Here is a 23,524-nt window from a genome sequence, read left to right on the forward strand (position 1 = left end):
TCAGACCACCACGATCGAGTGACCATCGGCAACCGCATTAGGTGCGCCGCGAAACCAGGTGGCCCGCTTCATTCTTCGCGCGGCAACAATTTCGCTAGGCAACATTCTCAGCCAGATGTCGCGTGCGATGCGGCCGTTTCTGATTTCGCCAAGGCCCGCAACTGACGCATTCGGAGCCGCTGCACCGAATGCGTCAGAAACGGCGCTTGACATCGGTGCAATGCTGAAAGTTCGCAGTCGGAAATCCATCTATCGCCGAGGGGTGCCATGAAAAAGACCGGTTTGCTCCTGACGCTCGCTGCCGTCCTCGTGCTGAATGTGCTCACGTCCGCCGGGACGTCGGCCGCGGTCCCCCGCCGGGGTCCGGATTCGGCCTTCGAGGCCTACGTGACCTTGTTCAACCAGACCAACCGGGTCCTGACCCTCAAGGCGTCCCACCTCGACCACGGGTGCTGGAACACCGAACCGTCCAGCCGGATCCAGCCGCACACGGCGGTCTATTGGCGGTCCGACAGCTGCGGGGCGTTCACCGGCACCGAAGGCTGGGTGAACTACACAATCGAGAGAACGGGGGGTCAAGGCTACGCCTACGCGCACTGGAACCTCCCCTATTCCGGCTCCAATTCCTTCGACGGCACAGCAGGCGGGCTGTTCACGATGACCACGCAGGGAAACAACGAACGCCACGCACAGGTCAACTACATCCTCAAATGTGTCATTCCCAGCTGCGCGGGATGAGTCATCTGGTCCGCCCCAGGGAGCAAGACGACAGCCCGGTGGCGCTCGGTCGCGGCCTCGAAGGAACTCGGCCACAAGGGGAACGCGGGCCAGCCTCAGCGCGGCTACTTGTTCCTCAGCAAGCCGTGGAGCTGACGGCGTTCGCACAAATAGTGCCGCGCCGCCGGAAATCGCGGAAATAAGCGCGCTCGAACGCACACAACCGTCGCCGGATGCGCGTTTTCGCCAACGCGAGATCCCGTAGTGGTCTCGCTGCCGTGGCAACCCTGCCGTGTCGTGGCGATCAGACCCGCCCGTCGCGCCGTCCGGTAATCGATGGGAGGCCTCGTCCGGTTCCGGTAGGTTGTCGGACATCTCGGTGCACCGGGAACGACGACCCGTGGGATTGGGTCCGTACGAGGGGAATCAGATGCACAAGGGTTTTGTCCTGTCCGCAGGCCGTGCGGTCGTGGCGGTCGCCGCTGTCAGCGGGCTGGCGGCGTGTTCGTCGGGGACCGCGGCGGCTCCGTCGGAAACCGCCGCCGCGCACGCCGAGGTCTTCGGCGCGGGCGGTTACCGCGGGATCGCGCCGGGGATGGCCAAGGAGGCGGCGCTCGCCACCGGGAAGCTCGCCAACGCGCCGGTGTCCGCGCTGGACGGCTGCACGGTCCTGAGCTGGCAGGGCGGTCCCGCGCCGGACCAGGCCAGACTCGCGGCCGAGGCCGCGGCGCAGAAGAAGGCCGACGAGCTCTACGCCAAGTCGGACGCGGCGGACCGGGACTCGAAGGAGAACACCGGCCAGTCCGCCGCGGAATTGGCGAAAGCAGCCGCCAAGGACGCGGAAGCGGCCCAGCTGGCGGCCGACTCCGCGATGGCGAGTGCCGAACTGGCGGGCAAGCGGGAAGAGCGCGACAAGGCGTTCGCCGCGGCCGGTGGCGCGTCGTTCGGCAAGAACGGCGTGCACGAGCTGGGCGCGCCGCCCGACGCCAAGACCGCGGACGGCATCGGCATCGGCTCGTCGCTGGCGGACCTGCACAAGGCGTACGACGCACGCGGCCTGAAGCTCGCCGAAGCCGGGCGGTTCGAGATGCCCATCGCGGAGAAGCCGGGCTGGCGGTTCGTGTTCACCCCCGCTGCCAACGGCACGGTCGGCGGAGTGGCGATCTCCGACGGCGTCCTGAAATGCCGGTGACACCGCTGTTGTAAATCCATAGTGGACTGACGAAGGCCTCCTTGCCATTGCGGGCAAGGAGGCCTTCGCTGTTGCTGCGAGAGCTTTCGAGGACACCGGCGGGTTCCCGTCCTCGACGACGGGGAAACGGCCCCCTCTTGACGTGACCGGCCGCACAGTGCTTAAGTTCAGTGCATCCACAAGTGGATACACTTATGAGTCCCAAACGGACCGCAGCACCCCGGGAGCGGCTCGGACGGCGTCGTCCGGGCACGGCGGGCTCGGTCCCCGCCGCATCGATCTCCCGGGAGGGATCATGAAACCGCCGCCGCTGTCGTACCGCTCGCCGCGGACCGTCGACGACGCGCTGGACCTGCTGGCCGAACACGGCGAGGACATGGCGGTCCTGGCCGGCGGGCAGAGTCTCGTCCCGCTGCTCACCATGCGGTTCGCGCGGCCCGCGTTTCTGCTGGACGTCAACGGGGTCGCCGGACTGGACCGGATCTCGATCAGCGACGACGCCGTGACGCTGGGAGCCACCGTCCGGCTCGCGGCAGTCGAGCGCGACGCGCGGCTGGCAGAGGCGCTGCCGGTGCTGGGGACGGCCGCCGGGCATGTCGCGCACCCGCAGATCCGGAATCGCACCACGGTCGGCGGAACGCTCTGCCACGCCGATCCGGCCGCCGAGTTCCCGGCGATCGCGGTGGGGCTCGGCGCGCGGCTGCGTCTGGTCTCCCGCGCCCGCGGCGAGCGCGTCGTGGCGGCCGAGGACTTCTTCGAGTCGGTTTTCATGACCGGCAAAGAGCCAGACGAGCTTCTCGTTTCCGCCGACTTCCCCCGGCTGCCGGGGCACCGGATCGGCTACGCGGAGATCGCGCGGCGGCACGGCGACTTCCCGTTCGCCGGGCTGTTCTTGGCCGTGCGGACGGAAAACGACGTGGTCACGGCGGCGCGAGCGGCGGCGGCGGGCGTGGCCGACCGTCCGGTCCGGCTGCCGGGATGCGAGGCGGCGCTGATCGGGAACCCGTTGGCCGGTCCGGCGATCGAGCAGGCGGCGGAGGCCGCGTCGGCCGAGATCGACCCGCCCTCGGACAACCACGGCTCCGCCGCGTTCCGCCGGGGCTTGATCCGCACCCTTGTCCGGCGCCAGGCCGGGCAACTCCAGGAGGTGGCCGCATGAGCGAGGAAACCCGCACCGTGACCGCGGTGGTCAACGGCGCCGAGACGACCGCGGAAGTGCCGACCCGCACGCTGCTGAGCGACTTCCTGCGGCACGGCCTCGGCCTCACCGGCACGCACGTCGGCTGCGAGCAGGGCGTCTGCGGGGCCTGCACGGTGCTGGTCGACGGCGAGCCGATCCGGTCGTGCCTGATGTTCGCCGTCCAGGCCGAAGGACGGCGGGTCGAGACCGTCGAATCGCTGGCGCGGGACGGGGAGCTGTCGCCGTTCCAGCAGGCGATGAAAGACGAGCACGGCCTGCAATGCGGGTTCTGCACCCCCGGGATCCTGATGAGCGTGACCGCCGCCGAACGGCACGGGAAAACCGCCGGGGAAACCGAAACCGAGGTGCTCGGCGGGCACGTCTGCCGCTGCACCGGATACGTCGGGATCCGCTCGGCGATCCGCCGCTGCTGGAGCGAAGGAGCGACGCGCGCATGACCGGCCACATCGGCGCCCGCATGGCGCGGGTCCAGGACGACCGCCTCCTCGCGGGCGACGGGCACTACGTGGACGACCTCGACGAGACCGGCGTGCTGCACGCCGCGCTCGTCCGCAGTCCGATCGCGATGGGCGAGCTCACCCGCTTCGACGCGACCGAGGCACGCGCCGTAGACGGGGTCGTCCTGGTGCTCGGACCGGACGAGATCGCGCCGCTGGTGGACGAGGTCCCGCTCAGCTGGCTGCTTTACGGGCAGCAGATTCCGGGCTGGCAGGTCGTCGGCACCACCGTCCGGTTCGTCGGCCAGCCGCTCGGCGTCGTGCTCGCGGCCAGCCGGGCCGCGGCCGAGGACGCCGCCGAACTCGTCGAAATGGACTTCGAGGAGAAGCCGGCCGTCGTCGGCATCGCCGGTGCGCGGGCCGCGGACGCGACGCTGCTGTACCCGGAGACCGGCAGCAACCAGATCGGCAGCTTCCACTTCGGCACGGCGGTCGAAGAGCTCGAGGAGGTCTTCGCGAACGCCGCGCACGTGGTCGAACGCGACCTCGTCGTGCCGCGGATCAGCCACAGCCCGATGGAGCCGCGCGGGCTGGTCGCCGAGTACACCAAGGCCACCGGCGAGCTTCTCGTCGTGAGCAGCACCCAGGTGCCGCACCTCGTCCGGCAGGAACTCGCCCAGGCCCTGCGGCTGCGCCAGGACCAGGTGCGCGTCGTCGCGCCGGACGTCGGCGGCTCGTTCGGGCAGAAGGCGTCGCTCGCGCCGGACGAGGCGATGGTGTGCCTCGCGGCGAAACTGCTGGGGCGCAAGGTGAAATGGATCGAAGACCGGACCGAGGCGCTGGTCGCGGCGTACCAGGGGCGCGGCACGTTCTCCCGGTCCCGGCTCGCCCTCGACGCCGACGGCCGGTTCCTCGCGATCCACGCCGACCTCCACGGCGACGCCGGCGCGTTCTGCAGTTCCGGCACCGGCGGCACCGGGCCGTTCCAGGTGGCGGCGTTGATGATCGAAGGCCCGTACCGCTACGACAAGGCCGGCGCGACCGTCACCGGCTGGTACACGAACGCCACGCCCACCGCCGCCTTCCGCGGCTACGGCATGCAGGAAGGCACCTGGATCCGCGAGCGGCTCGTCGACGAGGCCGCGCGGGTGCTCGGCATCGACCCGATCACGTTGCGGCACCGGAACATGCTCCCGTCCGACGCGCTCCCCCATCTGACGCACACCGGGGTTCCGTTCGACAACGGCGACTACCCCGACGTCCTCGCTCGCGCGGCCGCGATCGCCGAGCAGAAGCGGAAACCCTCGACCGACCGGGTCCGCCGCGGCATCGGGCTGGCGTCGATGGTCGAGATCACCGCGTTCGCGCCGAGCGCGCTGCTGGAGATGTTCCACATCCATTGGAGCGGCTACGAAACCTCGACGATCCGGGTCAACGAGGACGGCACCGTCACGGTCTTCTCCGGCGTCACGAACGTCGGCCAGGGCATCGACACCGCGCTGACCCAGGTCGCCGCCGAACGGCTGGGCGTGCCCTGCGACTGGATTCGCGTCCGGCTCGGCGACACGGCGGTCACGCCGTACTCGAACATCGGCTCCCAGGCGAGCCGGGCGCTCGCGCTCGCGGGCGGCGCGCTTTGGAACGCCGCGGACAAACTCGCCCACCGCATGCGCGCGCTCGCCGCCGGGTACCTCGACGCCGCCCCCGAGCAGGTGCGGCTCGACGGCGACACGTTCCGCGCCGAAGGCGGCGCGTCCATGCCGTGGCGCGAGGTCGCCCACCGCGGCTGGCTGGGCTGGGGCCGCGGCGAAGCGACGGCCATCCGGCTCGAAGAGACCGTCGAATTCGACCCGGCGAGCATCACCTTCGGGTACGCGACGCACGGCGCGCAGGTCGCGGTCGACCTCGACACCGGGCAGACCAAGGTCGAGGACTACTGGATCGTCCACGACTCCGGCGTGATCGTGAACCCGGCCGTCGCCGAGGGCCAGATGCTCGGCGGGTTCGCGATGGGACTGGGCAGCGCGCTGCACGAGCAGGTCACCTACGACCCCAACGGCCAGCCGACCGCCACCACCTACCTCGACTACCTGGTCCCGCTGTCCGAGGACGTCCCCGACGTCGTGCTGGAGCACGTCGAAACGCCGAGCGGCCTGATCCCCGGCGGGTTCAAGGGCCTCGGCGAGAGCGGCACGATCCCGCCGCCCGCCGCGATCGGCAACGCGGTCGCCGCCGCCGTGCCGGAGATCGCCGAGCGGATCACCACCACTCCCCTGCACCCGTCGCGCGTCTGGTCCTGGCTGGACGACGCGAAGCTCACCCGCTGACCGAAGGGAACCATGGAACTCCAGCACACTTTCCGCGTGCCCGCCCCGATCGAACAGGCCTGGACCGCGCTGCTCGACGTCGAACAGGTCGCGGGCTGTCTTCCCGGCGCGACGCTGACCTCCCGCGACGGGGACACGTTCGCCGCGACCGTCAAGGTGAAGATCGGCGCGATCCAGCTCGCCTACGCCGGGCAGGGCCGGTTCGCCGAACGGGACCCGGCGACCCACCGGGTCGTCATCGAAGCGGCGGGCAAGGAACGCCGCGGCGGCGGGTCCGCGGCGGCCACCGTTACGTGCACGCTCGAAGCCGACGGCGATTCGACGGTCGCGAAGGTCGGGACCGATCTGACGATCACCGGGAAACCGGCCCAGTTCGGGCGCGGGGCGATCGAGGACATCAGCGGCAAGATCATCGACCAGTTCTCGCGGAATCTCTCCGGACGGATGACCGCACCCGCCCCGGAAAGCCCGGCAGAGCGCACGCCGCCGGCGCCTGCCGGGGAGGACGCGCTCGATCTGCTCGCCCTGACCAGCCCGGCGCTCAAACGCAACGCGACCGTCGCGGGCGTGCTCGTGCTCGCACTGCTGATGATCGCGGTCCTGCGCCGACGCCGGTGAGACAGCACGAGAAGCGGCCCGGCGGACACCCGCCGGGCCGCTTTCTCAGCCATCGCCAACGCCCAGAACGGACGCCAGCGCAGGCACCACTGAGACACAAGCAATGGCCCGGCGGACACCCGCCGGGCCATTGCGCAGTCATGGGGTCAGCGCCCGACCCGCCCTCCCGGACGGGCCAGCCCGCGTATCCCGAGCCCGCTGTCCACCGGCACCATCGTGCCGGTCATCGCGCGCGACTGGTCCGACGCGAGCAGCGTGAAGACCCCGTTGAAGTCGCTCAGCGCGGGCACCTCCTGCGTCGGCAGGGCCGCCGCGGTGCCGTCCAGCACCGAATCCGCCGGCTCCTGGCCCAACGCGCCGACGCCCCGCAGCTTGGTCGGTGCGACGCCCGGCGCGATGCCGTTCACCCGCACGTCCGGCGCGAACTCGTAGGCCAACTGCCGCACCAGGCCCAGCACCGCGTGCTTCGACGCGGTGTACAGCACTCCGCCGCCCGAGGCGTGGTAAGTCGCGAAAGAACCCGTGAGAATCACGCAGCCCCGCGAAGCGATGAGGTGCGGCAAAGCCGCGCGCACGCCGAGCAGCGGAGCCAGGACGTTGACGCCCATCAGCTCCCCGAACGCCGCGGGCAGTGTGTCCAGCTCGATCTGTTCCAGCGGCTTTGCTCCGTCGTACACCCCGGCATTGCCCGCGAACACGTCGAGCTTTCCCCACGCCGAGACGGCAGCGTCCACAGCGGACTGATTGACCGCGGGATCGCTGACGTCGCCGACGATCGGCAGCACCGCGTCACCGAGTTCGTCCGGCAGCCCGGTCACCGCCGGGGACAGGTCGACCGCGACGACCCGGGCGCCTTCGCCGACGAAATGGCGGACCACCTCCCGGCCGATGCCCGCGCCCGCTCCGGTGAAGACGACCGTTTTCCCTTCCAGCAAGCCCATTTCCGTCACGCTCCCGCGAGCAGCAGGCCCGCGTCCGGCACCACCGGTTCGAGGCCGAGGGTCGTCAGCGTCTGCCACACGGTGGCCGTCGACGCGGACAGCACCGGGATGTCGAACCGGTCCTGCACCGGCTGGATCGCGGGCAGCGAAGGCATCTGCACGCACGCGCTGAGCACCAGCGCGTCCACGCCTCGAGTGTCCACTTTGGCCGCCAGGTCCAGCAACTGCGCGGGATCGAGCCTGCCGACCTCGAGGTTGTCCGGCACGCCGAGCGAGATCGAGTCGTGCACGGTGATGTCCTCGGCCTCGATGTAGTCGCAGACCAGCTTGGTCAGCGACTCGACGTACGGCGTGATCACCGAGATCCGGCGCGCGCCGAGGTGCCGCAGCGCGCTGACCAGAGCCCCGGCCGAGGACAGCACCGGGACGTCCGACACCGTCTGCGCCCGCGCGCACCCGGCGAGCCGGGACTCGGACTCGCGGTGGTAGCCGGGGCCTTGCGCCATGATCGCGACCAGGCAGGCGTAGGCCATGACGTCGACGTCCGCGTCGCCGAGTTCGACCGCGCAGCGCAGCGAATCGTCGTCCATCGCCTTCAGCTCGGCCGGCGTCACGTGCTGCATGCGCATCCGGCTGGCGTGGAACGTGAACCGGTCGGGCCGGACCGCTTCGCGGGCGCGCAGCATCGCCGGGATCTCGGTCTCCATGGTCGTGTTGGAACTCGGCACGATCAGGCCGACGCGGCGCGCGGCGGGACCGGACAGGGGGAAGGTCACGGGGCCTCTCTCAAGGTTAGGTCTCCGACCTCGGCTCGTACACGAGGTTCGTGGTGGTGATGGCCGGCATCCGCGCGGCTTCCAGGCGCACCCAGCCGACGCGGGCGGGCCGGGCGACGCGGCCCTTCTCGTCGTGGTCGAGGGTGATGCCCTGGCCGCGCAGCGCGAGCAGGACCGCGTCGAACCGGTGGTCCGGGTCGATGTCGAGGACCAGGCCCAGCGCGGCGTCGAGCAGGTGGAATTCGAGGAGCTGGCGCACCAGGCCGGAATCGCGCGCGGCGATCGCCGCCAGGAACGCCTCGTCGGTGCGCAGGATCTCCTCGGGCGCGCGCGGACGGGAGAAGTACGCCCGCTGGTGCCGGTAGATCATCGTGTGCAGGGACCGGGTCAGCTCGGCGATCGCGGGCGGGTACCGCACGAGGGCCACGTCGTGGAAGTGCCGGTGCGCTTCCTGGAACTCCCGCGTGCGGTCGACGACCGCCGCCATCCGGTCGAGGACCTCGCGCATCGCTTCGAGGTCGGCCTCGGAGAACTCGTCGACGAGCGCGGCGATCACCGGCGGCTCGACCAGCAGCCGCATCGCGTAGTGCTGTTCGGTGTCGGCGTTGGCGATCGGGGCGACCTGCATGCCCCGGTTGGCCTCGGACACGAGCAGCCCGTCGGCCTCCAGCCTGCGCAGCGCCTCGCGCAGCGGGGTCCGGCTGACGTCGAGGTCCTCGGCCAGATCGCGCTGGGACATCCGGGTTTTCGGCCCGTAGGTGCCTTCGATGATGCGTTCGCGCAGCACCTGGTAGATGTCGTCGACGGTCGTGCCCGCCCGCACCTTCGGCTCGGTCATCGCGCGTCCCCCCGGTCGTGCCCCTCGTGCGAACCGAGCCGCCGGGCGATCAGCTCGGTGAACGCCTCCGGCGTGAGCGTGGAGATGATCTCCAGCTGCATGGCGTCGAGCAGGACCCGGTGGCCGTGCTTCGGCGTGGTCACCTCGAGCCGTTCCCCGTTGCGCGTGCGGACCTTCTGGACCCGGACGCCGGTGAACTCGTTGGCGATGCCGATCGGCTCCCCGACCGGCCGCACCGTCTCGTCCTCCGGCGCACGCGCGGCCTGCTCGTCGGTCATGGCTCCCCTCCTTGGTTCGCGGCGATCGTCACCGGCTGCCGCGCGTAGGCCGCGGGACGGACCCCGCGCAGCACCGGGAGCTTCGCTCTCGTCCGGGCCACCGTAGCGAGGTCGAGCCCGATCACCCGGCAGGCCAGCGGTGCGGTCCCCAAATCCGCGAGCACCTCGCCCCACGGCCCGGCCGCGAGCGCGTGCCCGTAGGTCGGGAACGCGTCGTCCGGCGAGCCCGCGACGGTCGCCGACGCGACCACGAAGGCCGCGTTCTCGATCGCCCTGGCCCGCAGCAGCGTCTCCCAGTGCGCCTCGCCGGTGACCGCGGTGAACGCGGCCGGCACGAGCAGCACTTCCGCGCCGGCCGCGGCGAGCGCGCGGAACAGCTCGGGAAACCGGACGTCGTAACAGATCGTGAGGCCGATCGTGACCCCGCCGACCCGCAGCAGGACGGGCTGGTCGCCCGCTCGCTCGACGCCGGACGCCTCGAAGGACTGGCCGCCCACGTTCGCGTCGAAGAGGTGGATCTTGTCGTACCCGCCGGCGACGGTCCCGTCCGGGCCGAACACGACCGCGGTGTTCCGCACGACCCCGTCGGCGCCGAGCAGCTTGACGCCGCCGAGCACCACGGTCGTCGAAGCTGCGGCCGCGGCCGCCCCGAGCCGGGAAAGCTCGGGTCCGTCGAGCCGCATCGCCGCCGCCCGCATCTCGGTGTTGGTGCCCAGCATCAACCCGTTTTCCGGCAGCAGCACCAGATCCGCCCCGTCCGCCGCGCAGTCGGCCACGAGCCGGCACGCGAGGTCGAGATTGCGCTCGACGTCGCGCGTCGCGTGCCACTGCGTGAGGCCGATCCGGAGACTAGTCATGGCCGGGCAGCAGCAGGTTGACGACCGTCCAGCCCCCGCCGGAGGCTTCCATCGGCTCGTAGGCGAACACCTCGCCGCGGATCCCCGGCCCGGTGAGCGCCAGCATGATCAGCCAGTTCAGGAACTCGTACTGGCCGTGGCTGAGCAGCGCGAACGGCTCGAGGTCGGCGAGTTCGAGCCCGCGGCCCTCCTGCAGCGCGCGGAGGATGTGCGTGTCGAACTCGACGTCCACGTGCCCGAAGTGCCCGGGGTCCAGCCAGTGCGAGAGGCCGCCGGTGGCCAGGAACGCGACCCGTTTGCCGCTGTTCGCGACGACGTCGCGCAGGACCCGGCCGAAAGCTCGCGCGCCCCACGGGGAGAACGTCCGCGCCGGTTGCGTGATGATCGGGACGACCGGCAGGTCCGGCCGGGGAAGCACCTGGCGCAGCGGGACGATCAGGCCGTGGTCGAGCTGCACCTCCGGCGCGGCTTCGACCTCCAGCCCCGCCTCGCGCACCGCGGAGACGATCCGCTGCGCGAACTCCGGCTCGCCGGTCAGCGTGATGTCCAGGTCCGGGCGGCCGAAGAACTCCATGGACCCGGTGTGCGCGGCGGCGGTCCCGACGACGAACGCGCCGGTTTCGAAGCTCTGGAAGTGGCAGTCCGCGGTGGTCAGCAGGAGATCCGGTTCGGCCGCCGCGAGCACCTTCCCGAGCCGGGCGTAGCTGTCCGACAGCCGGTCGACGCCGTCGGCCGGGTCGATTTCCGGCCGGGCCAGCAAGTCCGGCACGTGCGAGCAGCCGCCCGCGAACACCAGCCCGGCGGGCACGTCCGGGGCGGGCAGCGGCGCGTCGCTCAGGGTGAAGGCGCCCGAGCTGGCCGAGTCGCCCAGGTCCGCCTTGAACCACCGGCTGACCAGGATCGTGATCCCGTCGTTGACGCCGGCCGAGCGCAGCCGGTCCCGGTCGCCCTCGGCGATGCTGCGCGCCCAGCCCGCTTCGAGCCCGACCGACTCCGCGACGCCTTCCGGATCGGCCTGGAACTCCGCCAGCAGCGTGCGGTCGCGGGCCAGCCGCAGGATCGCCGCCTCCAGGACGGCCCGGTCCGGGGCGCTCACGATTCCGCCAGGACGCCGTCGACGGTCATCGCTTCGCCGTCGATCTCGACCGTGCACCCGCGCATCGGGATGTCCAGGTGCGCCGGGGTTTCCCGGCCGGCGAACCGGTTCGGGCCGGTCGACCACATGAAGTTGCCCGGCGTCGACCGCAGTTCCTGGCCGTAGAGCGAGCGCGGTTCGTAGACCTCGAACGCCGACCAGTTCGCGATCGGGTGCAGGCCCCAGCCCATGTGCGACACCGCGTAGACCTCCGGGTCCTGCCACGCCTCGAAGTAGTCGCGCAGCACCTGGGCGTCCAGACCGCCGTCGATGCCGGTGATGAAGCCGTTCTCGACCCTGAAGGCGACCTCGTCGCGCACGTACCGCTGCCACGGGATCAACGCGTCGCCGGGCTGCAGCACGATGGTGCCCTGGGCGGTGCGGTCGCGCGGGAAGCACGCGACGAAGCCGCTCGGCCAGTGGTCCCACCGGCCGGGTTCGTCCACGTAACCCCACTGGTGCGTCACCGGCAGGTCGTCGCCGCTGATGTCGGCGATGAGGTCCGTGCCCGCCTTGCTGGTCACGCGCAGCTGCGAGCCTGCCTTCAGCTTGCGCCCGCCCGCTTCCACCCGCGCGCGCAGGTCTTCGTCGCCCATCAGCCGTTCCAGCACCGCGGCCGGTTCGGCGACGAACAGCATCCGCTTGCCGTTCCCGGTGATCCGGGTCCGGACGCTGGAATGGATCAGGCCGCCGACGGTCACGTCGACGACGAAGTCCGCCTCCCCCGCCGCCGCCAGCAGGGCCGGGACTTCCCGGCCGTCGCCCTGGTACGGCGGCAAAGTCGGCTCCGACAGGCTCGACGCGGTCAGCACGAGAGCGCCCGCCCCGAGGTCCTGCGCCGCGCCGACCGCGGCGTCGACGTACTCCTGCTTCTTGCCGTGCTCGCTGATCACCGCGACGGTCTCGTCGGCGGTCAGCCGGCACCGCCGGAACTGTTCGACGAACAGCTGGCGAAGGCTCTTCGGCATGTGTTTTCCTTGTCTACTCGTGGTTTCAGAGCGTCGCGCGGACCGCGCCGCCGTCCAGCGAAAACGCGTGTCCCGTGGTGAACGCCGAGCGGGGCGAAGCCAGGAACGCCACGGCGTCGGCGACCTCCTCCGGCTCGGCCCAGCGTCCGATGGGGATGGCGGAGACGACCTCGGCGATCTCGTCCTCGGGCGCCGTGCCGTTGCGGGCGGCTTTCGCGGCGGCGATGTCCCGCATCCGGCCGGTGGCCGTCGCGCCGGGGAGCACCTGGTTGACGCGCACGCCGTCGGCGGCCAGTTCGACCGCGCACTGTTTGCTCAGCGACGAGATCGCCGACCGGAACGCCGCGCTCAGCCCGCCGCCCGCGGCGGGCTGGCGGACCCAGGTCGAGGTCAGGAAGACGATGCTGCCGTCGCCGCGCGCGGCCATGTGCCGCGCGGCGGCGCGGGACAACTGCACGGCCGGGCGGAGCAACGTCCGGTACCCGGTTTCCCAGTCCTCGTCGGACAGTTCGAGCACCGGGCTGATCCGTGGTCCCGGCGTGTTGCTGACGAGAATGTCCAGCGAGCCGAACGTTTCGATCGCTTCCGCGACCAGTGCGGCGCCCGCGCCGTCCTCGGTGAGGTCGGCGGGCAGTTCGCGGACGCGGTCCGGGGCCTGCGCCCGGAGCCGTTCGGCCGCTTCCTTGAGCGCCGGGCCGGGACGCGAGCTGATCGCGACCCGGGCGCCTTCGGCGACGAGCCGCTCGGCGACGGCATAGCCGATGCCTTTGCTCGCGGCGGTGACGAGAGCGGTTTTGCCTGCCAGTCCGAGGTCCATGCTCAGTCCTCGACCCGGATCGCGGCCTCGGGGCATGCCGCCGCGGCCGCACGGGCCTGGTCCTCGTCCCCGGCGGGCACCGTGCCGTCGCCGATCACCGCGCCGAAGCCGAACTCGTCGATCTCGAACACGGACGGGCAGGTTTCGGCGCACGCGCCGTAGCCCGAGCACTTGGTGGAATCGAGGAACGCTTTCATCAGACGGACCTTCCGGAAATAGACGGGGATACCGGGATTTCGAGCAGCGGGAGGCTGGTGCGGGCGAGGGTGGCGGCACCGTCGAGGAACGCGCACGCCCCCTTCCCGCGCAGGCTGGTCCCCCATCGCCGCAGGTTGCCGAGGTCGGCTGCTTCCGGTGCTTCGCTGTCGATCCGCGAGAGCGCCGCGGCGATCGCCTCGGTGCCCTTGCGGCACACGCCGCACTGCTGCGAGGACTCTTGCGCGTACCAACGGGCCAGCCGTGCCGCGACCGCACCGACCCGTTCGCCCGCGCCCAGCACGGTCACTGAGCCGCATCCGACCGCGGTCTTCGCTTCGGCCATCGCGTCGAAACACCACTGCGCGTCGAGCACGTCGTCCGGGCGCGCGATACCGGCGAACCATCCGCCCATCAGCAACCCGGGCGCGTCCGCCGGATCCAGACCGGCGCATTCGCGGAACAGCTCGCGCAGCGTCGGGCCGAACGGAACCTCGTACACCCCGGCGTTTCCGTCCGAGCCGGTCAACGTGATCAGTGCGGTGCCGGGCGACGATTCCGTGCCGTACCGGCGGAACGCGTCGGCGCCGTGGCGGGCGATCCAGGCGGCGTGGACGAGCGTTTCGACGTTGCTGACCAAAGTGGACAGTCCGTCGACGCCCGCTTCGAAGACCCGCGGCGGTTTGGCGGTGGGCAGAGCCGGCCCGCCGTTGATCGCCCGGACGACCGCGCTCTCCTCCCCCGCCACATACCGGTGGTCGACGGTGAAGATCTCCACCCTCCCGGCCAAGCCGGCGGGCAACTCCGCGAGCGCACTGCGGACGGCTTCGACGGTTTCGGGATGCGACAGGTAGATGATCGCCCGGTGCGCGCCGACCGTGTCCGCGGCGACGAGCAAGCCGTCGAGCACCGCGTGCGGCCGGTGCGTGAGCAGCCAGCGATCCTTGAACGACGCCGGTTCGCCTTCTTCTCCGTTGGCCACGACGACACAACGGCCAGCCGACGCCACAGTCCGCCATTTCACCGCCGCCGGGAACCCGGCCCCGCCACGGCCGCGCAGCCCGGAGCGCTCCAGCTCGGCCAGCACCTTCGCGGAGTCGACCGCGGTGTACGCGTCTCGCTCCTCGGCCGCGCTCAGCCGTCGCGTCGCCGAAGCGCCGACGACCAGGCGAGGCTCGAGGCCCGGATAGGTTCCCGCCCGCATCAGGCCGCCTCCAACCGGTCGAAGAGATCCGCGAGCGAGACGACATCGGCGTATTTCGCTTGCAGGTCGAACAGATTCGCTTCGTGCGCACCGGCGTGCCGGTCGCCGACGCACTCGCGAGGAACGACCGTGCGGTAACCGGCCATGCAGGCGTCGACCACCGTCGCCCGGACACAGCCGGACGTCGTCGCGCCGGCGACGATCAGGCTGTCCGCGCCGAGCGACACCAGCAGCGCGGGCAATCCGGTGCCGCCGAACGCCGACGCGGTGCGCTTGACGACCAGCGGTTCGTCCGGCCGCCGCGCGAGCCGTTCGTCGACCGCGACCGCCGGCGAACCTTCGGTCAGGCAGTCGAGCGCGGGCATCTTCCGCCGCCACACCCGTCCTTCCGCGCCGTCCTCCGCGAACGCGATGGTGGTGAAGACGACCGGCAGCCCCGCCGCGCGCGCCCGGTCGAGCAACGAGCGCGTCGCGGCGACAACCTCCGCGAGGTCGGAGCCGGGCGGCCAGGCCGGGTCGGTGAACCCGGCGACGAGGTCGACGACCACGACCGCCGGGCGCGAACCGAGTCCGACCTCTCCGCCGAACAGCGACGCGTCGTAGGCGGACATCGTCATTCGTCCTCGAACTTCAGCGCGGGCCACGAACCCGGCTCGGCGGTCATCATGTCGTGGTAGAAGCGGAACAGGTTGCGCTGCACGCCTTCCTCGTACCGCGTCCAGTACACGGTGCCCGGCCCCGGCCACTCGCTGACCGGATGCGCGATGCCGACTCCGGGCATGCCCATCTGGTAGTTCAGCTTCATGCCGAGCACTTCCGCGGCGGTCGAGCGGCCGGTGCGCGCGACGGTGATCCACGGTTCGGTGTCGTCCATTTCGAACGCGCCGCCCATCGAGAACGTGCCGAGCCCGGCCCGGTAGGACCGGTCCTTCTCCTCGGCGGTCATGTTCTGGTAGCCGAGGAACCAGTTCCAGATCTCGAATTTCGACTCGCTGATCGGCTGCCACGTCCGGACGGTGAGCACCGCGGTCGGCGGGTAGTGCGAGCCGTCCTCGGTCATCGGGAGCGCGAGGATCGAGAAGTTCGGGAACACGTTGCCGACGAACACCCGCGAACGGCGGGCGACGTCGAGCTGGTGGTCGCTGATCCGGTCGCTGGTGAAGGAACGCGCGAGCCGTTCGGGGAAGCCGAAGAACCGCGGGCCGGGCTCGTCCGCGTCGGGAGCCATCGAGAACGACAGCGAATGCCCGGGCGAGGCCTGGATGTGGTAGCCCATCATGTTGGCGGCGAAGGGAACCGGGAACGCCCCGATCTCCCAGACGGACTTGTGCAGGGTGCCCAGGTGGTAGTCGTCGCCGGAGAAGTTGTCCGCGCCGGACTTCCAGTTGGCGTCGATGACGAACCGCTGCGGCGCGCCCAGCACCTCGACGCCGTGCTCGTTGAGGCCGAAGATCAGGTCGAGATACCAGGCCATGCCGCCGAGGTACTCCTTGAGCGGCGGCGCCGAAGCGTCGAGCGTCGCGAAGACGAGACCGTGGTAGCTCTCCACCTTCGCCGCTCCGACGAGGCCGTTCTTGGACTTGTCCATTCCGCCGAAAGCGTTCTTCCACAACGGCGCCCCGACGAGATTGCCTTTGGTGTCGTACGTCCAGCCGTGATACGGGCAGCGGAAGTGCGACGTGTTGCCCGCGTCCGCCCGGCAGATCTGCACGCCGCGGTGCCGGCACGCGTCGAACAGGACGTTGATGCCGCCGTCCTCGTCGCGCACGACGACGAAGTAGTCCTCGCCGATCTTGCGCAGGACGTAGTCCCCCTTGGCGGCGATCTCGGACTCGTGCGCGAGAAACACCCAGCAGCGGGCGAAGATGTTGCGCTTCTCGCGCTCGTAGAGCTCGGTGTTGCCGTACAGCGTCGCCGGGATTTCGCCCGCCGGGAGCCCTTCGGCGAGTTCGGCCAGGATGCGGTCGGCCGCCGTGGAGGGAGGGGTCGTCTGGGTCATCGCGGAATGCCTTCCGTGGGGCCGGGTCAGAAGAAGATGGACAGGTTGTGCGTGCCGATGGCGGTCAGGTCGAGCAGCACCCGCCGCTCGAGCAGGCGCGGGACGCCGTCCTCGCGGCGCAGGGTGTCCCACCGCTCGCCGGACAGCATCTGCGGCACGACCCCGTCCTGCCTGGTGCGGTAGACCAGCAGGTTCGTCCGCGCCCGGACGAGCCCGCCGGCGTCCTCGCGGACCCGGAGGTTGGTGACGAAGTGCCGGATCCGCGAGGGCGGGTCCTCGGCCCAGGCGTACTGCGTCTCGTTGCGCGCGACCCGGGTTTCGAGCGATCCGTAGCGCTCGTCGAGGTGGTAGGTGCCGTCGACCCAGCCCGCCCCGCGAGCGCGTTCGACCGTCTGCCGCAGCGGGACCTGGTACACGATGTCCTTGCTGACCATCGTCTCGAGCCACTTGCGCTCGAAGCCGTCGTCGAGAAGCTCGGCCTCGGCGTGCATCCAGTCGCGGATCTCCGCGTGGAGATCGAGGGTGGGGCCACTCATGCGGATTCCCTTCGCCGGTTGGTGCCCACCATAGTGGATACACTTTTGGATGCCAAGACCTCGGAGCGAGGATTCACAGCCGCCGCGCGACGAAAAACGAGCTGTGCAGGGCGTCGAGGACGCGTCCGGGGCGCTCCGCGGAACCGGTTACGGACACTGCGATTCCCGCGGCGGCCCACGCCTCCGCCAGCCCGGCCTCCCGCCGCTCCCGCCCGAGCGCCAGCACGACGAGGTCTGCCGGGATCTCCGAGCCCCCGGCCAGCACGACGCTCCCCTTCCTGATCTCGGTCGCCTCCGTGTTCAGGAGGACGGACACCCGCTCCTCCTCCAGGCGCGAGGGCAGATGCAGGACGTCGTAGACGACCTCGTCGCCGGCCAGCAGGCGATCTCCGCGTTCGACCACGGTGATGTCGGCGCCCTCGGCTTCGGACAGGCGCAGCGCGGTTTCGACTCCTTGGAAGCCCCCGCCGACGATCACGACCCGGCGGCCCGCCGCGGCCGCGGCCCGCGCGTCCTGCGCCCGCACCGCGTTCGCCCCGGCCGCGATTTCGCCGCCGAACTGCCGATCCTCGGCGCCGACCGCCAGCACCACTCCGTCATATCCTTGCCCCGCAAGGGATTCCGCCGTCGCGGTCTCGCGCACGACTGTGATCCCGCGGCGTTCGACCTCGTGCACCAGGTGCCGCCGGAGCGCGGCGAGGTCCTGTTTCACCTTCGATCCTTCGGCGTGATTGAGCAGGCCGCCGAGCCGCTCGCCCTCGTGAAGCGTGACTTCGTGGCCGCGATCGTGCAGCACCGCCGCCGCCTTCAAGCCGGCCGGACCGCCGCCGACCACAGCGAACCTGCGCCGGGTCGCCGCCGCGACGACCGGATAACGGCCTTCCTCGCCCATGTTCGGGTTCACCGTGCAGCCGGTGCTGCGCCCGGCGTCGAGGCCCCGGTAAAGACAGCCGTCGTTGCACCGGATGCACGGCACGATCTCGAGAACCCGGCCGGTGCGCGCCTTTTCCGGCCACGCCGGGTCGGCGAGCATCGCCCGGCCCAGCGAAACGAAATCCGCGCTGCCGCTGGCGAGGATCTCCTCGGCCGCCTCGGGCGAGACCAGCGAACCCGACGCGATCACCGGAATGCCGACGGCCGCCCGGATCGCCTCCCATCCCCAGCGATGCGGCTGGCGCGGCATGTCCCAGCTGCTGACCTCCCATTCCATCCGGGCGTGGTGCCCGCCCGAAGCGTGGATCACGTCCACGCCGCGTTTCTCCAGCTCCGCGCACAGCGCGACGGTCTCCTCGCCGGTGATGCCGTCCGGTTCGTAGTCGCTCACCGAAACCCGGAAGCTCACCGGGAATTCGCGGGGAACCCGCCGCCGGACTTCTTCGGCGATCTCCAGCACGATCCGCCGCCGGTTCCCCGCGGAGCCGCCGTACTCGTCCTCGCGGTCGTTCGTGTGCGGGGACAGGAAGTTCGTCAGCAGGTACCCGTGTCCGGCATGGACTTCCACGAGATCGAACCGCGCCAGCCAAGCGCGCTCGGCCGCGTCGCCGAACGCCCGCACGACACCGTGGATCTCGTCGGCGGTCATGGGTTGCGGCCGGTTGCCGTACTGCCGCTCGACGTAGTCCCACGACGAGGCCGACGCGGACTTCATCGGGGTGGTGCCGAGGAACTTCTGCCTGCCGCAGTGCACCAGCTGGAGGCCGATCCGCGCACCGGTCGACTTCACCTCGTCGGCGAGCCAGCCCAGCCCGGCGACGTGGTCGCGGCGGCTGATCCCGGTCTGCCCGTGAATGGACTTGCTGGCGTCGTCGTCCACGTAGGTGTACTCGACCATCACCAGCCCGGCGCCGCCCTCGCCCAGCGCCCGGTAGTGGTTCACGGTCCGGCCGGTCACCGTGCCGTCCGGATTCGCCGTCGCGGTGGCCTGCGGCGACTTGACCACCCGGTTGCGCAGCTCGAGCCCGCCGATCCGGGCGGGGGCGAACAGGTGCGGGAACTCCATGGCATCTCCTCGTTCGGACGGGCGGCGCACCGGATCCGGCCAGATGTGGATCCACTTGTGTATACATTGAGGACCACACGAGTGCGATGCGTCAAGGGCGGACCCAAGGCGGGCCGCGCCCGCGAAAGTCCTTGCCCATCAGATTTCCGACCACTGGCGCCGGCGATTCACGCCGTACCGGCGCGATTTCCAGGCAGGCCACGGTTCTGCCGGCATGACAGCCGCGCAGGTGTCTGCTGTCGACGGCGAAACAGCTGTCCACTGTCGACTGAGTGCTGCAGTTGACGCTTTTCGGAGTCGGCTTCACCGCCATCGGCGGGAAATATCCCGCCGTGAAAGATTCGAGGCGTGCCGGGCCGCTCCCCGGCACGCCCTCGGACTCAGGAAGAGACCTCCGACATCCCCGCGCCCTCGATCGCGGAGGCGGCTAGTGCGCGCATGCGGCGCAGCAGGCGGGACGTCACCGGGCGGACCAGCGGGTGGACGCCGCCGTTCGCTTCGGCGGCCTGGTGCCACTTCGCCAGGCGAGCCTGGTGGACGGCGGGGTCGGCCAGTTCGGTGCACTCGAGGGTGTCGGTGTTCAGGTCGACGGTGATCGTGTCGCCGTCTTCGACGAGGGCGATGGGGCCGCCGAGCGCGGCCTCCGGGCCGACGTGCCCGATGACCAGTCCGACCGATCCTCCGGAGAACCGCGCGTCGGTCATCAGCGCGACGGAAATGCCTTTCCTCCGGCACAGCGCGGTGATGCGGGAGGTCGGGTCGAGCATTTCGGGCATGCCCGGAGCGCCCCTCGGGCCTTCGTAGCGGATGACGACCATGTCCCGGTCGGCGAATTCGTCCGGCGTCTCGACGAGCGCCCGCAGCAGGGCCTGCTCGCTGTCGAAAACGCGCGCCCGTCCCTCGAACCGGCCGTCGACGACGCCGGTCTCGACCCCGGCCAGCTTGATCACCGCGCCGCCCTCGGGGGCGAGGTTGCCCGACAGCAGCCGCAGGCCGCCGGTCGGCTTGAACGGCTCAGTGACGGGGAAGATCACCTCGCTGTCCGGGGCGGGCGGGGCGAGCCGTTCGACTTGTTCGCCGAGCGTCTCGCCGGTGCAGGTCAGCGCGGAGCCGTCGAGCAGGTCGTGCCGGAGCAGTTCCGCCACCACCGCCTGCAGGCCGCCGGCGGAGTCGATGTCCACCATGCTGTACTGCCCGAACGGGCGGGCGTCGACGAGCACCGGGACGCTCCGGGAGAGCCGGTTGAACTCCTGCTGCGTCATGACCTCCGACCAGAAGTCGAGGCCGGCCGCGCGGGCGATCTCCGGCGCGTGCAGGACCACGTTCGTCGAGCCGCCCAGCGCGATCGCCACGACCGCGGCGTTGCGGAACGCCGCCGGGGTGGCCAGCTGCCGCGGCGTGATCCCCCGCTGCGTCATGATTTCCAGGCAGTCCACGATCTGTTCGGGGAATTCCCCGGTCCGCCGCGGATCCTCGGACGCCGGCGACACCATGTGCAGCGGCTCCAGCCCCAGCACGGCGATGAACGACTGCATCGTGTTGTAGGTGAAGATCCCGCCGCAGCTGCCGTGCCCGGGACACGCGTTGCGCGCCCACCGCTCGCGTTTGGCCGCGTCCGGGTCCCCGGCGACCTGGAAGCAGCTGACCAGGTCGATCCGCTCCCCGGTTTCGGGGTCCGCGCCCGGCCGGATGGACCCGTCGGAGAGCACTACCGCGGGCACGTCGCGCTCCAGGATCGCCGCCGTCGCCCCGACCGGGGGCTTGTCGCACGCCACCACGGCGACGGTTCCCCGGATCTCGCTGCCCTCGAAATGCAGCGACAGCCCGTCGTTCGTCGTCTCGCGGCCGATCAGCGAGTACCGCATCTGCGGCGTGCCGTTGCGCTGGCCGTCCGAGATCCCGCCCGAGTAGTTCGGGGCCAGCAGCCGGACGGGCAGGTCGCGCTCGCGGATCCGGCGCGCCAGTGCTTCGTGGATCGCCTCGACTTTGTCCGCGACGCCGACGTAGCAGACGCTGTCGCCCAACGTGCCCACGACGCCCCACGCGTCCCCGTGGATCTTGTCCACGTCCTGGCCCAGCGCGCGGGCCGTGGCCACCGCCTGGCAGTCCTGGCCCGGGCGCCACACATCCCGGCGGCTCGACTCGTCCATCAACGCTCCCGTCTTCGACACGATCGTCCCCATCGTCGCAGATCCGGGCGGGTGCGCATCCTGGCTTCGACGGTCAACCGGCGTGCGGGCGGGCCTCGCCGGTGCGGAGGGCGGTGAGTTCGTCCAGGCAGTACTCCGCGCGGCGGGCGGAGCCGTAGCGAGTCAGTTTGCCCCGGCGCGCCCACTGGCGGACAGTCGCCTCAGGAACTCCGGCGGCGAGCGCGGCTTCCTTGGTGGGCACGGTGCGCCGCCGGTTTTGTTCGCGGGTGCGGACGTCGAGCCAGTCCGCCGGGGGCAGGTCGTGCCCGGCTTCGCAGGCGACTGTGGCGGTGGCGGGCCGCAGGTGCACCGGGGCGCGGCAGCCGCCGACCGGGCAGTTCCCGACCGGGACGGCGGGGCGCGGGTCGTCCAGGGCGGCGGTCGCGGAGGAGATGAGGTCGGAGAGCTCGTCGAGGAAGTCCGCGCCGCTGGGGTGCGCGGCCAGCCAGTCCCGGTGCGCGGCGAGGAAACGCACCAGCTCCGGCACGGTCCGCCGCGGCGCCGGGACCTGCCGTTCGGCGGCCACCAGCCCCGCCCAGGAAGCCAGGACGCCGACGATCCGGGACCGGGCGTCGAAGGCGGCCTCCCGGAACGGCAGCCCGGTCCCCCTGCGGGCGGGGTGTTCGCGCACCGCGCCGCCGGTCCGACCGGGTTGCAGCGCGGCCTCGCAGCGGGAGTAGAGGAGGGGAAGCGCGGTCAGCCCTGCGCCGACCGGGTCGGTCCGGCCGGACGGTCCGGCCGGGCGGGTCGGTTCAGCCGGGCGGACCGGCTCCACCGGGCGTGTCGGCTTAACCGGGCGTGTCGGCTTAACCGGGCGTGTCGGCTCAACGGGGCGGGTCGGCTCAACCGGGCGGGCCAGGTCGGGCAAGCGAACCGAACCAGCCGAGCGGAGTCGGTCGTCCGGGCGGCTTCCGGCAACCGGATCAGCCAGACGAGTCCGACCGGCCTCACGGATCCGCTCGCCCGGATCGCCCGCCTCGGCCAGACGACCCGCGTCCGCTGGGCGAGCCCCCTCGCCCAGACCGCCCGTCTCCCCGCGGCAGGTGGCGTCCGCGGGCCGGGACTCGTCGGGCATGGTCAGTTCCGTTCGGGGTCCGGGCTGTCTTCCAGCATCTCCAGGACCGCCGAGGTGATGGTGTAGCCGGTGCCGCCGCCGAGGAGCAGGATGCGGTCGCCTTTGCGGGCCCGGCCGGTGCTGACCAGGTGGTGCAGGCCGGCGAACTGGTCGCCGGTGCCGAGGTGGCCGGTGGTGCGGCCGAATTCCCAGTTGGTGCGCTCCAGCGGGATGCCGAGGAAGCGGTCGGCGATGTCGGCGGCGCGGGCGGCGGTGGTCACCACCGGGACGGCGAACGCCAGATCCGCCGCGGTGATGCCCGCTTCGTCGAGGACGCGGTGCAGGGAGGCGCCGAACAGCGCGGCCATCCGGCCGTAGTGCTCCAGCATCGGCAAGTCCTTGGCGTGGAACTGTTTGCGCATCGCGTCGAAGTCGACCGGCGGCTGCTGTGCGCCGGCGAATCCGCCGCCGCGGGCCTCGCCTTCGAGGGAGTTGTCGGCCATCGTCGAGAGCGACAGGATCCGGGCGAATCCGCCGGAACCGCTCAGCAGCAGCGCGCTCCCGCCGTCGGCGAGCACCGACTGGTCGCCGTACCAGCGGCGGACCCACGGGCTGTCGAAACGGTCGCCGGTGGTGACGAGGACGGCGTCCTCCGGGCCGGTCACGAACCGGCGGCCCAGTTCGAGCGCGCCCATCGCGCCGTTGCATTCCTGGACGACGTCGAACGACGGGACGTCGCGGCCGACCGTGTGCAGGGCGACGTACGGGGCGGCCTGCCAGTAGTGCGCGCCCTGGTAGTCGACGTAGGAGTGGAACACCGCGCGGACCGTGCCGAAGTCGCGGGCGGACGCCATGGCCAGCGCGCCCCGTCCGGCGATCGCGGCCATTTCCGCCGGGTACCGCTCGGTCTCGACGCACGCGGAGCGGACGCCGTCCGTCTGTGCCGACTCGGCGTCGTACCGGTTCGCCGCGATGGCTTCCTCGGCCGTCTCCCGGTCGGGCAGGCAGGCGCCGACGCCCGCGACGTACAGGGGGCACGGATTCACCGGGTCGCTCCTTCCCCGGCGCAGGGCCGGACCCCGCGCCACGATTGGACGAACCGACCGTACGGCGCGGGGATTGGGGCGGCGTTGAGCCGGTGTGGACGCTCCGGCGGCGACGGCTGTGCGCCGGGCGGACCGGCTGGTAGGAGGGAGCACGGGGCCGCGTTCCGGCTCCGTCCGCAGTTCCCACCGCGGTGGGCCAT

The 23,524-nt window shown here is 71.3% G+C and carries 24 protein-coding genes; 6 read left to right on the forward strand and 18 right to left on the reverse strand.

The annotated features are described in order from the left end of the window. Entirely contained in the window at positions 1-213 is a 213-nt protein-coding gene (locus DMP23_RS44110) for a hypothetical protein (protein ID WP_337824752.1), read from the reverse strand. A gap of 54 nt (positions 214-267) precedes the next feature. Between DMP23_RS44110 and DMP23_RS44115 the strand changes: the two genes are divergently transcribed. The 6 genes from DMP23_RS44115 to DMP23_RS44140 all read left to right on the forward strand — a co-directional run bounded on the left by DMP23_RS44115 (position 268) and on the right by DMP23_RS44140 (position 6,492). After that, positions 268-738 (forward strand): hypothetical protein, encoded by a 471-nt coding sequence (locus DMP23_RS44115; protein WP_337824753.1) that lies wholly within the window; start codon positions 268-270, stop codon positions 736-738. 409 nt (positions 739-1,147) lie between these two features. After that, on the forward strand, positions 1,148-1,909 hold the full coding sequence (locus DMP23_RS44120; RefSeq protein ID WP_337824754.1) for a hypothetical protein: 762 nt from the start codon (positions 1,148-1,150) through the stop codon (positions 1,907-1,909). Between the two features lie 295 nt (positions 1,910-2,204). After that, a complete protein-coding gene (locus tag DMP23_RS44125; protein WP_337824755.1) occupies positions 2,205-3,068 on the forward strand; it encodes an FAD binding domain-containing protein in 864 nt (287 codons plus the stop codon). Beyond that, positions 3,065-3,547: a (2Fe-2S)-binding protein gene (locus tag DMP23_RS44130; protein ID WP_337824756.1), complete on the forward strand. Its 483-nt coding sequence runs from the start codon at positions 3,065-3,067 to the stop codon at positions 3,545-3,547. The genes DMP23_RS44125 and DMP23_RS44130 overlap by 4 nt, the downstream gene beginning before the upstream one ends. Beyond that, positions 3,544-5,874 (forward strand): xanthine dehydrogenase family protein molybdopterin-binding subunit, encoded by a 2,331-nt coding sequence (locus DMP23_RS44135; protein WP_337824757.1) that lies wholly within the window; start codon positions 3,544-3,546, stop codon positions 5,872-5,874. Before DMP23_RS44130 ends, DMP23_RS44135 begins: the two co-directional genes overlap by 4 nt. 36 nt (positions 5,875-5,910) lie before the next feature. Continuing rightward, positions 5,911-6,492, forward strand: coding sequence for an SRPBCC family protein (locus tag DMP23_RS44140; RefSeq protein ID WP_443111375.1), 582 nt, complete (start codon positions 5,911-5,913; stop codon positions 6,490-6,492). A 146-nt stretch (positions 6,493-6,638) separates the two neighbouring features. Here the strand turns inward: DMP23_RS44140 and DMP23_RS44145 are convergent, their stop codons facing one another. The 17 genes from DMP23_RS44145 to DMP23_RS44225 all read right to left on the reverse strand — a co-directional run bounded on the left by DMP23_RS44145 (position 6,639) and on the right by DMP23_RS44225 (position 23,324). Next, positions 6,639-7,433, reverse strand: coding sequence for an SDR family oxidoreductase (locus tag DMP23_RS44145; RefSeq protein WP_337824759.1), 795 nt, complete (start codon positions 7,431-7,433; stop codon positions 6,639-6,641). A 5-nt stretch (positions 7,434-7,438) separates the two neighbouring features. Then, positions 7,439-8,209, reverse strand: coding sequence for a maleate cis-trans isomerase family protein (locus DMP23_RS44150; protein WP_443111376.1), 771 nt, complete (start codon positions 8,207-8,209; stop codon positions 7,439-7,441). A 16-nt stretch (positions 8,210-8,225) separates the two neighbouring features. Continuing rightward, positions 8,226-9,047: a GntR family transcriptional regulator gene (locus tag DMP23_RS44155; protein ID WP_043827514.1), complete on the reverse strand. Its 822-nt coding sequence runs from the start codon at positions 9,045-9,047 to the stop codon at positions 8,226-8,228. Continuing rightward, positions 9,044-9,325, reverse strand: coding sequence for a hypothetical protein (locus tag DMP23_RS44160; RefSeq protein ID WP_337824760.1), 282 nt, complete (start codon positions 9,323-9,325; stop codon positions 9,044-9,046). The genes DMP23_RS44155 and DMP23_RS44160 overlap by 4 nt, the downstream gene beginning before the upstream one ends. Continuing rightward, complete coding sequence (locus DMP23_RS44165; protein ID WP_337824761.1) at positions 9,322-10,182, reverse strand: nitrilase-related carbon-nitrogen hydrolase; 861 nt, start codon at positions 10,180-10,182, stop codon at positions 9,322-9,324. The genes DMP23_RS44160 and DMP23_RS44165 overlap by 4 nt, the downstream gene beginning before the upstream one ends. Then, complete coding sequence (locus DMP23_RS44170) at positions 10,175-11,278, reverse strand: protocatechuate 3,4-dioxygenase (RefSeq protein ID WP_051171500.1); 1,104 nt, start codon at positions 11,276-11,278, stop codon at positions 10,175-10,177. The genes DMP23_RS44165 and DMP23_RS44170 overlap by 8 nt, the downstream gene beginning before the upstream one ends. After that, positions 11,275-12,285, reverse strand: a complete 1,011-nt coding sequence (locus DMP23_RS44175; protein ID WP_337824762.1) for a 2,5-dihydroxypyridine 5,6-dioxygenase — start codon at positions 12,283-12,285, stop codon at positions 11,275-11,277. The genes DMP23_RS44170 and DMP23_RS44175 overlap by 4 nt, the downstream gene beginning before the upstream one ends. Before the next feature lie 25 nt (positions 12,286-12,310). Next, positions 12,311-13,102 carry an SDR family oxidoreductase gene (locus tag DMP23_RS44180; protein ID WP_337824763.1) on the reverse strand — a complete coding sequence of 264 codons (792 nt, stop codon included), beginning with the start codon at positions 13,100-13,102 and terminating at the stop codon, positions 12,311-12,313. Positions 13,103-13,104: 2 nt separating this feature from the next. Then, on the reverse strand, positions 13,105-13,299 hold the full coding sequence (locus DMP23_RS44185) for a ferredoxin (protein ID WP_043827510.1): 195 nt from the start codon (positions 13,297-13,299) through the stop codon (positions 13,105-13,107). Beyond that, positions 13,299-14,501 (reverse strand): NADH-ubiquinone oxidoreductase-F iron-sulfur binding region domain-containing protein, encoded by a 1,203-nt coding sequence (locus tag DMP23_RS44190; protein ID WP_337824764.1) that lies wholly within the window; start codon positions 14,499-14,501, stop codon positions 13,299-13,301. The genes DMP23_RS44185 and DMP23_RS44190 overlap by 1 nt, the downstream gene beginning before the upstream one ends. Beyond that, positions 14,501-15,112: an isochorismatase family protein gene (locus DMP23_RS44195; protein ID WP_337824765.1), complete on the reverse strand. Its 612-nt coding sequence runs from the start codon at positions 15,110-15,112 to the stop codon at positions 14,501-14,503. The genes DMP23_RS44190 and DMP23_RS44195 overlap by 1 nt, the downstream gene beginning before the upstream one ends. 2 nt (positions 15,113-15,114) lie before the next feature. Further along, positions 15,115-16,500 (reverse strand): aromatic ring-hydroxylating oxygenase subunit alpha, encoded by a 1,386-nt coding sequence (locus tag DMP23_RS44200; RefSeq protein WP_337824766.1) that lies wholly within the window; start codon positions 16,498-16,500, stop codon positions 15,115-15,117. 26 nt (positions 16,501-16,526) lie between these two features. After that, positions 16,527-17,036 (reverse strand): aromatic-ring-hydroxylating dioxygenase subunit beta, encoded by a 510-nt coding sequence (locus tag DMP23_RS44205; protein ID WP_337824767.1) that lies wholly within the window; start codon positions 17,034-17,036, stop codon positions 16,527-16,529. Positions 17,037-17,109: 73 nt separating this feature from the next. Further along, positions 17,110-19,035, reverse strand: coding sequence for an oxidoreductase (locus tag DMP23_RS44210; RefSeq protein ID WP_337824768.1), 1,926 nt, complete (start codon positions 19,033-19,035; stop codon positions 17,110-17,112). Between the two features lie 380 nt (positions 19,036-19,415). Next, positions 19,416-21,206, reverse strand: a complete 1,791-nt coding sequence (locus tag DMP23_RS44215; protein WP_337824769.1) for a dihydroxy-acid dehydratase domain-containing protein — start codon at positions 21,204-21,206, stop codon at positions 19,416-19,418. A 52-nt stretch (positions 21,207-21,258) separates the two neighbouring features. Beyond that, a complete protein-coding gene (locus DMP23_RS44220; RefSeq protein WP_337824770.1) occupies positions 21,259-21,999 on the reverse strand; it encodes a hypothetical protein in 741 nt (246 codons plus the stop codon). A 302-nt stretch (positions 22,000-22,301) separates the two neighbouring features. Further along, on the reverse strand, positions 22,302-23,324 hold the full coding sequence (locus tag DMP23_RS44225) for a ketoacyl-ACP synthase III family protein (RefSeq protein WP_337824771.1): 1,023 nt from the start codon (positions 23,322-23,324) through the stop codon (positions 22,302-22,304). Positions 23,325-23,524: the final 200 nt, after the last annotated feature.

It is taken from the genome of Amycolatopsis sp. A1MSW2902 (assembly GCF_017312175.1).
Lineage (GTDB): Bacteria > Actinomycetota > Actinomycetes > Mycobacteriales > Pseudonocardiaceae > Amycolatopsis > Amycolatopsis nivea.

Coding starts and splice junctions, on each gene's coding strand:
- DMP23_RS44110 (WP_337824752.1), bottom strand. CDS start 213: ATGTCAAGCGCCGTTTCTGACGCATTCGGTGCAGCGGCTCCGAATGCG.
- DMP23_RS44115 (WP_337824753.1), top strand. CDS start 268: ATGAAAAAGACCGGTTTGCTCCTGACGCTCGCTGCCGTCCTCGTGCTG.
- DMP23_RS44120 (WP_337824754.1), top strand. CDS start 1,148: ATGCACAAGGGTTTTGTCCTGTCCGCAGGCCGTGCGGTCGTGGCGGTC.
- DMP23_RS44125 (WP_337824755.1), top strand. CDS start 2,205: ATGAAACCGCCGCCGCTGTCGTACCGCTCGCCGCGGACCGTCGACGAC.
- DMP23_RS44130 (WP_337824756.1), top strand. CDS start 3,065: ATGAGCGAGGAAACCCGCACCGTGACCGCGGTGGTCAACGGCGCCGAG.
- DMP23_RS44135 (WP_337824757.1), top strand. CDS start 3,544: ATGACCGGCCACATCGGCGCCCGCATGGCGCGGGTCCAGGACGACCGC.
- DMP23_RS44145 (WP_337824759.1), bottom strand. CDS start 7,433: ATGGGCTTGCTGGAAGGGAAAACGGTCGTCTTCACCGGAGCGGGCGCG.
- DMP23_RS44155 (WP_043827514.1), bottom strand. CDS start 9,047: ATGACCGAGCCGAAGGTGCGGGCGGGCACGACCGTCGACGACATCTAC.
- DMP23_RS44160 (WP_337824760.1), bottom strand. CDS start 9,325: ATGACCGACGAGCAGGCCGCGCGTGCGCCGGAGGACGAGACGGTGCGG.
- DMP23_RS44165 (WP_337824761.1), bottom strand. CDS start 10,182: ATGACTAGTCTCCGGATCGGCCTCACGCAGTGGCACGCGACGCGCGAC.
- DMP23_RS44175 (WP_337824762.1), bottom strand. CDS start 12,285: ATGCCGAAGAGCCTTCGCCAGCTGTTCGTCGAACAGTTCCGGCGGTGC.
- DMP23_RS44180 (WP_337824763.1), bottom strand. CDS start 13,102: ATGGACCTCGGACTGGCAGGCAAAACCGCTCTCGTCACCGCCGCGAGC.
- DMP23_RS44185 (WP_043827510.1), bottom strand. CDS start 13,299: ATGAAAGCGTTCCTCGATTCCACCAAGTGCTCGGGCTACGGCGCGTGC.
- DMP23_RS44190 (WP_337824764.1), bottom strand. CDS start 14,501: ATGCGGGCGGGAACCTATCCGGGCCTCGAGCCTCGCCTGGTCGTCGGC.
- DMP23_RS44195 (WP_337824765.1), bottom strand. CDS start 15,112: ATGTCCGCCTACGACGCGTCGCTGTTCGGCGGAGAGGTCGGACTCGGT.
- DMP23_RS44200 (WP_337824766.1), bottom strand. CDS start 16,500: ATGACCCAGACGACCCCTCCCTCCACGGCGGCCGACCGCATCCTGGCC.
- DMP23_RS44205 (WP_337824767.1), bottom strand. CDS start 17,036: ATGAGTGGCCCCACCCTCGATCTCCACGCGGAGATCCGCGACTGGATG.
- DMP23_RS44210 (WP_337824768.1), bottom strand. CDS start 19,035: ATGGAGTTCCCGCACCTGTTCGCCCCCGCCCGGATCGGCGGGCTCGAG.